Here is an 8,490-nt window from a genome sequence, read left to right as displayed (position 1 = left end):
CGGCCCATTGATCATTGACGATGCCGCGCTGCTTCTGGCTCCAGCGCTCGAAGAAGCGGCGCTCGGCGGTGTCCTCGTCGTCGGAAATCACCACGTCGAGCTGCCGCCATTTTCCGCGCGACAGCGTCCAGCGGCGCAGGCTGGAGGCCTCGAATCCCATCAGGAGCGCGACGATGATGTCGGCGAAGAAGATCGACGACCGGCCGACGCCGAGGCTGGACAGCCCGACATTGAAGGCGGCAACGAAGATCAGCCAGCCGACCAGCGCCAGCCACAGCCGATTCCACAGCAGCCAGAACGGTCCGAAGATCATCGCCCAGAAATGGAAGCCGTCGCGCACGAAGACGAACTTGTCGGTCGCGCGCAGATCGGCTCCGGCAGGTGAGGGAGCATGAACTGTGTAGACGGACATGGCGATGCCCCGTTCCCTAGGAATTCAGTGATACCGCAAACGGCGCGGGCCGCGGGCCGAAAGATGTCAGCCGCCGAGCGAGCCCTTGGTGGACGGGATTTCGCCCACAGCCTTCGGATCGATCGCGACGGCGGTGCGCAGCGCCCGTGCCAGACCCTTGAAGCAGGACTCGGCGATATGGTGGCTGTTATCGCCATATAGGGTCTCGACGTGAAGAGTCACACCCGCGTTCATGGCGAAGGCCTGGAACCACTCGCGCACCAGCTCGGTGTCGAACTCGCCGATCTTATCGCGTGGGAAGTCGACCTTGAACACCAGGACCGGGCGGCCCGAGATGTCGATGACCACGCGCGACAGCGTCTCGTCCATGGGCATGTGCACGCCGGCATAGCGGGTGATGCCCGCCATGTTGCCGAGCGCCTGCCTGACGGCCTGGCCGAGCGCGATGCCGGTGTCTTCGGTGGTATGGTGATGATCAATGTGCAGATCGCCGACCGCCTTGACCGTGAGGTCGATGCGGGAATGCCGGGCGAGGAGATCGAGCATATGGTCGAAAAAGCCGATGCCGGTCGCGATATTGGACACGCCGGTGCCATCGAGGTTCACGGTGACCTCGATGTCGGTTTCCTTGGTCTTGCGCTTGATCGTCGCGGTGCGCATCAAAACTAGCTTTCATCCTCGTTCGGGGCCGAAAACGCCGGTCTTTTAACAGCCAAATGACGCCTTCGCTACTGCGGGAACGGCTGGCCGGGCCTCTACTTCTGCCTATGGTGAGCGAAATTGGGCCCGGAGCGGCCCGTTGTGGGCCAGTTGTCCCCTTGGCCCCGACCGCCTAAATCAGGCCGGACAACGAGGATCATTCATGCAGGACTCCCCAAACAGTTCGCCGGTCTGGCACGGCACCACGATTTTGACCGTCCGCAAGGGCGGCACGGTGGTGGTCGGCGGCGACGGCCAGGTCTCGATCGGCCAGACCGTGATCAAGCACAACGCCAGGAAGGTCCGGAAACTCGGCAAGGGCGACGTCATCGGCGGCTTTGCCGGCGCCACGGCCGACGCCTTCACGCTGTTCGAGCGTTTGGAAGCCAAACTCGAGCAATATCCGGGGCAATTGACCCGGGCCGCCGTCGAGCTCGCCAAGGATTGGCGCACCGACCGTTATTTGCGACGGCTGGAGGCCATGATGATCGTCGCCGACAAGGACGTTTCCCTGGTGCTGACAGGTACCGGCGACGTGCTGGAGCCCGAAGCCGGCGTCATGGCGATCGGTTCGGGCGGGAATTACGCGCTGGCGGCCGCACGCGCCTTGCTCGACACCGACAAGGACGCCGAGACCATCGTCCGCCGCTCCCTCGACATCGCCGCCGACATCTGCGTCTACACCAACCGTAATGTCACTGTCGAAGCGCTGTCGGCCGGGTAGGCCATGGCGCCCGCCTACACCTTCCGCCCGATGACCGCGGCCGATCTGCCGCTAATCCGGCGATGGCTCGGCGAAGCGCATGTGCGGGACTGGTGGGGCGATCCGGACGAGCAGTTCGCGCTCGTGAGCGGCGATCTGGATGAGCCGGACATGGACCAGTTCATCGTGTTGGCCGACGGCAAGCCGTTCGGCTATCTTCAATGCTACCGCCTGACCGCCTGGAATACGGGTCTTGGGCCGCAACCGGAGGCCACCCGTGGCATCGATCAGTTCATCGGCGAAAGCGACATGATCGCGCGCGGGCACGGTTCGGCATTCATCCGCCAATTCGCCGACGCGCAGTTACGAGACGGTCTGCCGCGCATCGTCACTGATCCTGATCCGCTCAACGCGCGCGCCGTGCGTGCCTATGAGAAGGCCGGCTTTATCCGCGACCGCATGGTCGAGACGCCCGACGGAGCAGCGCTGCTGATGGTGCGCGAGGCATGACGCTGACAAGCACATACGAAAGCAAGGCCGCGTTTCCACCGCTCGCCTGGGTCGGCATCGCGCTGCTGCTGCTGGCGATGCAGGCCTCGATCCTGCTTGCGATGGGCCGGGTGCCGATCTGCACCTGCGGCTATGTCAAGCTGTGGCATGGCGTGGTGAACAGCTCCGAAAATTCGCAGCACATCGCCGACTGGTACACCTTCTCGCACATCCTGCACGGCTTCCTGTTCTATGGGCTGACCTGGCTGCTGTTCGCGCGGCTGCCATTCGTGTCTCTGTCCTGGCCCGCGCGCCTGATCGTCGCGATGCTGATCGAGGGTGCCTGGGAGATCGTCGAGAACTCGCCTTTCATCATCGAACGCTACCGCGCCGGAACGATCTCGCTGGATTATTTCGGCGATAGCATCGTCAATTCGGTTTCTGACAATCTGTCCATGATGCTGGGCTTCCTCGCGGCGCGCCTGCTGCCCGTGTCGGTGACCGTCCTGCTCGGGCTCGCCTTCGAAATCATGCTGGCGCTCCATATTCGCGACAATCTGACGCTCAATATCCTGATGCTGATCCATCCGATCGAGGCCGTGAAACAATGGCAATCGGGTCCGCCGATCATCTGACGGCAAAAAAAGCGGCTTGTCCCGCCCCGCATCTGTCCCTAGCTAAGGTCCCATGACAGACTTTTCTCCCCGCGAAATCGTTTCCGAACTCGACCGTTTCATCGTCGGCCAGGCCGATGCCAAGCGCGCCGTCTCGATCGCGCTGCGCAACCGCTGGCGGCGGCAGCAGCTCGAAGGCTCCTTGCGCGAAGAGGTCTTGCCGAAGAACATCCTGATGATCGGCCCCACCGGCGTCGGCAAGACCGAGATCGCGCGGCGGCTCGCCAAGCTTGCCAACGCGCCGTTCCTGAAGGTCGAGGCGACGAAATTCACCGAGGTCGGCTATGTCGGCCGCGACGTCGAGCAGATCGTGCGCGATCTCGTCGAGGTCGCGATTGCCCAGGTCCGTGAGCGCAAGCGCAAGGACGTGCAGGCACGCGCGCAGCTCGCCGCCGAGGAGCGCGTGCTCGATGCCCTGGTCGGTGCCAATTCCAGCGCCGCAACGAGGGACTCCTTCCGCAAGAAGCTGCGCGCGGGCGAGCTCAACGACAAGGAAATCGAGATCGAGACGCAAGGCGGCGGCAGCGGCTTTCCGATGTTCGAGATCCCCGGCATGCCCGGCGCGCAGATGGGCGCGGTTTCGATCGGCGACATCTTCGGCAAGCTCGGCGGACGCAGCAAGACGCGGCGGCTGACGGTGGAGAGCTCGCACGAAATCCTCATCAACGAGGAATCCGACAAGCTGCTCGATAGCGATCAGTTGACGCTGGAGGCGATCAGCGCGGTCGAGAACAACGGCATCGTGTTCCTGGACGAGATCGACAAGATCTGCGCCCGCGAAGGCCGCGCCGGCGGCGACGTCTCGCGCGAGGGCGTGCAGCGCGATCTGCTGCCGCTGATCGAGGGCACCACGGTCTCGACCAAGCACGGCGCAGTGAAGACCGACCACATCCTGTTCATTGCCTCGGGCGCCTTCCACGTCGCCAAGCCGTCCGATTTGTTGCCGGAACTGCAGGGCCGCCTGCCGATCCGCGTCGAGCTGCAGGCGCTGACCCGCGACGACATGCGCCGCATCCTGACCGAGCCCGAGGCCTCGCTGATCAAGCAATATGTCGCGCTGATGCAGACAGAGGGCGTCACGCTCGACATCACCGACAACGCGATCGACGCGCTTGCGGACGTCGCTGTGGCCGTGAATTCCACCGTCGAGAACATCGGCGCGCGGCGTCTGCAGACCGTGATGGAGCGGGTGCTGGACGAGATCTCCTTCACCGCCCCCGACCGCAGCGGCGAGACCGTCAGGGTCGACGCCGATTTCGTGCAAAAGCACGTTGGCGACCTCGCCAAGAACGCGGATTTGAGCCGGTTCATTTTGTAAATCCGGGCGGCCGCGCTATGGATGCGGCGTGACCGCACGCATCCTGCAAAACCCTTGGCGTCTCCTGCTCGCGATCAACGCGGCGGCCATCGTCGGCGTCTTCGTTCACAAGATCCAGCTGCCGCCTTACGTCCCCTACATCCACCTCCTCGTCGACTATCATTTCGGCTTCATCAAGCGCGCGCTGATCGGAGCGATCGTCGCGCTGTTCACCGACAAGGTGCCGCTATGGCTGGTGTTCGCGCTCGGCGGCGCGACATGGCTGGCGACGCTCGCCCTGTATGCAAGACTATTCCAGACAACGTTCGGCTTCACCGCGAAGACGTTGCCGCTGTTCGTCTTCATCGCGGGCTCGCCGTTCTTCCTCAAGAATTTCATGCACACGCTCGGCCATTTCGACATCTATGGCTGCGCGCTGGCGATCATCCTGCTGCTGGTGCCGGCCGGCTCGCTGCTGTTCGTGGCGCTGGCTGCGCTGTTCTCGATCATTCTCGTCCTGATCCACCACATCCATCTCCTGATGTATGTGCCGACCATCATCACCATCGTCGTGATCAGGCACTATCTGACGCACGGCTGCGGTCGCACCAATGTCGCGTTCGGCATCATCGCCTTGCTTGCCGTCTCCGCGCTGTTCTTCGCCGCGCAATTTTGGGGAACTATGCCGATACCGGAGGCGGATTTCGTTGCCTACCTGAAGAGCCGGATGGCCGATCCGTCGCGGACCGACCTGCTGCAGTTTGCCTACATCTGGTATCAGCCGCTGGCGAGGGAAATTTCCGACACTTGGGGTCGCCTGCCCCACAACATCCCAGGAGTGCCCGTGTTCGTGCTGCTGATCTGGCTGCACACACCGCTGTGGCGCTATTTTGCGAACCTGATCGCTGCGCTCGCAAACGACACGCATCGCCGTCTCGTGGTCGCGGCGCTTGCCGGCGTCAGCCTCGCCTGTCTCGTGATGTTCGCGATGGTGTTCGACTATTCGCGCTGGATCTCGAATTGGGCCGTCTGCATGTTCCTGATCCTGCACGCCGTGAAGATGCTGCCCGCCGCACGCGAGACACCGCTGATTCCGGCGGAAGATCAGAAGACAAATATCTTCGGCCTGATCGTCACACTGATCCCGCGCGTCGGAATCGTGCGGCCCTTCTAGCCAAGCATGATCCGGTCGGAAAACCGGGGCCCACTTTTCCGGATCATGCTCCCTAATATCTCGCTCGCCTGATCCGCACGTAAAGCGCGCCCTCGCCGCCGTGGCCGATGCCTGCTTCCTCGAACCCCACGACGAAGGCGCGGAATTCCGGCAGGCTCAGCCATTCCGGCACCTGACGGCGCAGCACGCCGCTTTCACCGCCGCTTCGGCCCTTGCCGGTGATGACGAGCACGAAGGTCAGGCCGTCATGATGGGCGCGGTGCAAGAAGCCGGTCAGCGCGCGATGGGCGCGCATCTGGGTCATGCCGTGCAGATCGAGCCGCGCCTCGATCTCGCTACGCCCGCGCGACAGCTTTGTGCGCTCACGTTTGCCGAGCGGCGCCAGCGGCGGCACCGCGGGCTTCGCTGCACGCGGTGCCGGAGCAGCGGCAATCGGACGTGGCGATGACGCAGGCCGCGTGGCGGGCGCTGCGGAGGAAGGCTCGGTGCGCGGTGCGGCCTGCACCTTGGCGACACGATGCTTCCTCAGCGGCTTGACCTGCTTGGCGACGTTGTCCCACAGCGCGCGCTCTTCCTCGCTCAGCGCGCGACGGCGCGTCGAGGGACGAGGCTCCAGCACGGGCGGACGGGACGATCGCTTCATTGCTGCCGATGGGAACGATTTTTCACCGGCCGCCGCGGCTCCTGAACTGGCTCGATCACGGGACGCGGCACCGGTAGCGGGACTGGACCGGCGACAGCGACGGTCTCGCTCGTGCTTTGCGCCACGGTTGCCGCCGGCTTGTCCTTCGCAGGATCGGTTTGCGGAAACAGCTTTGCGATCTTCTCCGAAGGCCGCGGGTCCGGCACCGGGAGCCGCGCGGCGCGCGCCGTAGGATCGAGGCCCTTCGGCACCAGCATCACGAAATGCATGGCATGGCGCAGCCGCCCGGAGACGCGGCCGGCCTCCTGACCCGCGCCAAAATAGAGATCGGCGCGCGCCGGACCGATGATGGCCGAGCCGGTGTCCTGCGCGATCATCAACCGATGGAACGGCGTCTTCGCGCGTTCGGAATCGATCGGCAGCTCGCCTTCGATGAAGAACGGCGTGCCGTAGACGTGGAGCGATTTGTCCACCGCGATCGAGCGGCCGGCCGTCAGAGGGATACCTTGCGCACCGACCGCCTCCTCCTTGTCGGACAGATTGACCTCGCGGAAGAAGATGTAGGAGCGGTTCTGGCGCCGCAGCTCCCTGGCGCCGTCGGGAGTCTGGGCCATCCACTCCCTGATCTTCTGCATCGACATCTCTTCCTTCGGAATGATGCCGCGCTCGATCAGGATGCGACCGACCGCCGTATAGGGATAGCCGTTATAGGCATCGTAATTGAGCCGGACCGTGCCGCCGTCGTCGAACTTGATCCGCGCCGAGCCCTGGATCTGGGCGAACAGCAGATCGGTCGGGTCCTTCAGCCAGGCAATCTCGAGTCCGCGGCCGGCGATCTTGCCGTCCTCGATCTCGGCGCGGTCGTAATAGGGCACGAGCTTGCGGCGGCCGATCTTGCGATAGACCGGGCCCTTGTTGGGCAGGCTGACCGAATCCTGCTTGTAGCCGCGCACGAAAAGGTTCGACGGGCGGCGATAGACCGGGACGTTGTAGACGTCGGTCTGCGTGCGCGATCCCTCCAGCACCGGCTCGTAATAGCCGGTGACGAAACCGTCGGGCTCGCCGAGGCGCGAGATCCGCAGCGGCGCGAAATTCTCCTCGAAGAAGGTTTTGGCGCTGGCGTCGTCGGTAGCCTCGAGCGATTTGGCGACCCGGCAGGGTTCGGCCAGCGAGGCGCCCAAAGCCTTGGGTTCGGGAGCGCCGGTCTGTGCGCTGATCGGACGGCAGCTGGCGCGAAAGGTCTTGTAGGCGGCGAGATGATTGTCATCGCCCCAGCCCTTCACGTCGGCCCAGGCCAGCGGCAGATATTGCGCGCCGGGAATCTCGAACGGCAGCGGAAGCTGCGGATACGGCAAGGCGCGCGGGGGCGCGGCGGGCAATTCCGGGAGATGATGGTGATGGCTGCGATAGTGGCGCCGCGCCGCCTCGGCGCCGAGTGAAAACGACGACAGCGCGACGGCACCTGCGCAAAGCGCCGTCGCGCTGGTCTTCAGGAAAGCCTTAATTCGCGCTTCCGGTGCCAACCAGCTTCCAGTTCGGATCGCGAGAGGTGATGTCGCGGGCGAAAGTCCAGATGTCGGTGATGTCGGCGACCGTGTCGGCGCTGCCGTCGACGATATTGCCGGCCTTGTCCCGGGTGGCCGAGATCATCTGCGAGACGAAGCGGATCGTGAGCTGGGCGGTGCGGTCGCGCAGCTCGGCGCCGACGAGCTGCGCCTTGTTGATCGAGACAAAGCGCGTTTCGGTCTTCTGCTCGTTCTTCTCGCGCTCCTTGATCGCGGCATCGAAGCTTTCATAGACCTCCGACGACAACAGGTCGCGCAGCGCGCGGCGGTCGCCGTTGGCAAAGGCCAGCACGATCATCTCATAGGCGCCACGGGCGCCGGAGATGAAATGGCGCGGATCGAAGGTGGAATCCTTTTCGACAATGGAGTCGAGACCCTGGGCGAGCACGGTGCCCGGCTCGGTCAGGCCCTTCCAGCGGTCGGAGGGCGGGGTCGGCTCGGCCGTCGGCGCCAAGGGGGCCTGGTCGATGACCTTGCCCGGCATGGTGACGACGTTCTTGTCCTGGGCACCCTGGAGCGCGTTGCGGTCGAACGGCGGCCGCTCGTTGCCCGTGCGCTGCCCCAGCACGCTGCGCAGCCTCAGAAAGATGAAGACCGCCAGCGCCAGGAAGATGATGGTGTAGATGTCCACGTCGTATTCGCTTTCTGGTCGTCTGTAGAAGGGGCCGTTCGAAAGGGTCGTGCCGGGAAAATCGATCCGGCCAGTAGACCGTTCCATACCGGAACGGCAAGTCTACATCACCATTTCGGGTCCGCGCGTCAGGTCCGTGGGATGTAGGCACGAAATCTTGCCCGGCCAATGGCGCCTTTTGGCACAGCACCGAGTGTAGCGCG

General features: G+C 64.3%; 10 protein-coding genes. 5 read left to right on the top strand and 5 right to left on the bottom strand.

Annotated elements, in window-relative coordinates; all coding sequences use genetic code 11:
- Together IVB47_RS09420 and hisB are read right to left on the bottom strand one after the other, a co-directional pair.
- Positions 1 to 412 (bottom strand): DUF2628 domain-containing protein (locus tag IVB47_RS09420; RefSeq protein ID WP_247461195.1); only part of this gene is annotated, 412 nt, incomplete at its 3' end.
- Between the two features lie 66 nt (positions 413 to 478).
- The gene (hisB, locus tag IVB47_RS09415; RefSeq protein ID WP_027566237.1) at positions 479 to 1,072 is read right to left on the bottom strand and encodes an imidazoleglycerol-phosphate dehydratase HisB; all 594 of its coding nucleotides are present in this window, start codon (positions 1,070 to 1,072) and stop codon (positions 479 to 481) included.
- A 202-nt stretch (positions 1,073 to 1,274) separates the two neighbouring features.
- Between hisB and hslV the strand changes: the two genes are divergently transcribed.
- The 5 genes from hslV to IVB47_RS09390 are packed head-to-tail and all read left to right on the top strand — an operon-like array spanning position 1,275 to position 5,448.
- Complete coding sequence (gene hslV, locus IVB47_RS09410) at positions 1,275 to 1,835, top strand: ATP-dependent protease subunit HslV (RefSeq protein WP_027566238.1); 561 nt, start codon at positions 1,275 to 1,277, stop codon at positions 1,833 to 1,835.
- Positions 1,836 to 1,838: 3 nt separating this feature from the next.
- Complete coding sequence (locus IVB47_RS09405; RefSeq protein WP_027566239.1) at positions 1,839 to 2,324, top strand: GNAT family N-acetyltransferase; 486 nt, start codon at positions 1,839 to 1,841, stop codon at positions 2,322 to 2,324.
- The gene (locus tag IVB47_RS09400; RefSeq protein WP_247285042.1) at positions 2,321 to 2,938 is read left to right on the top strand and encodes a DUF2585 domain-containing protein; all 618 of its coding nucleotides are present in this window, start codon (positions 2,321 to 2,323) and stop codon (positions 2,936 to 2,938) included. Before IVB47_RS09405 ends, IVB47_RS09400 begins: the two co-directional genes overlap by 4 nt.
- Before the next feature lie 52 nt (positions 2,939 to 2,990).
- Positions 2,991 to 4,295, top strand: coding sequence for an ATP-dependent protease ATPase subunit HslU (gene hslU / locus IVB47_RS09395; protein ID WP_027566241.1), 1,305 nt, complete (start codon positions 2,991 to 2,993; stop codon positions 4,293 to 4,295).
- A gap of 28 nt (positions 4,296 to 4,323) precedes the next feature.
- On the top strand, positions 4,324 to 5,448 hold the full coding sequence (locus IVB47_RS09390) for a hypothetical protein (protein WP_247461193.1): 1,125 nt from the start codon (positions 4,324 to 4,326) through the stop codon (positions 5,446 to 5,448).
- A 52-nt stretch (positions 5,449 to 5,500) separates the two neighbouring features.
- Here IVB47_RS09390 and IVB47_RS09385 read toward each other — a convergent pair whose 3' ends face one another.
- Genes IVB47_RS09385 through IVB47_RS09375 form a run of 3 tightly spaced genes read right to left on the bottom strand, consistent with a single transcriptional unit; the run spans position 5,501 to position 8,287 of the window.
- Positions 5,501 to 6,091: a Smr/MutS family protein gene (locus tag IVB47_RS09385; protein WP_247461191.1), complete on the bottom strand. Its 591-nt coding sequence runs from the start codon at positions 6,089 to 6,091 to the stop codon at positions 5,501 to 5,503.
- The gene (locus IVB47_RS09380; RefSeq protein ID WP_247461189.1) at positions 6,088 to 7,614 is read right to left on the bottom strand and encodes an MltA domain-containing protein; all 1,527 of its coding nucleotides are present in this window, start codon (positions 7,612 to 7,614) and stop codon (positions 6,088 to 6,090) included. The genes IVB47_RS09385 and IVB47_RS09380 overlap by 4 nt, the downstream gene beginning before the upstream one ends.
- Complete coding sequence (locus IVB47_RS09375; protein ID WP_247461187.1) at positions 7,592 to 8,287, bottom strand: Tim44/TimA family putative adaptor protein; 696 nt, start codon at positions 8,285 to 8,287, stop codon at positions 7,592 to 7,594. The genes IVB47_RS09380 and IVB47_RS09375 overlap by 23 nt, the downstream gene beginning before the upstream one ends.
- Positions 8,288 to 8,490: the final 203 nt, after the last annotated feature.

This window comes from Bradyrhizobium sp. 62, assembly GCF_023073035.1.
Taxonomy (GTDB): domain Bacteria; phylum Pseudomonadota; class Alphaproteobacteria; order Rhizobiales; family Xanthobacteraceae; genus Bradyrhizobium.
The sequence above is the reverse complement of the archived record's forward strand: the minus strand, read 5'-3'. Positions and strand labels throughout refer to the sequence as shown.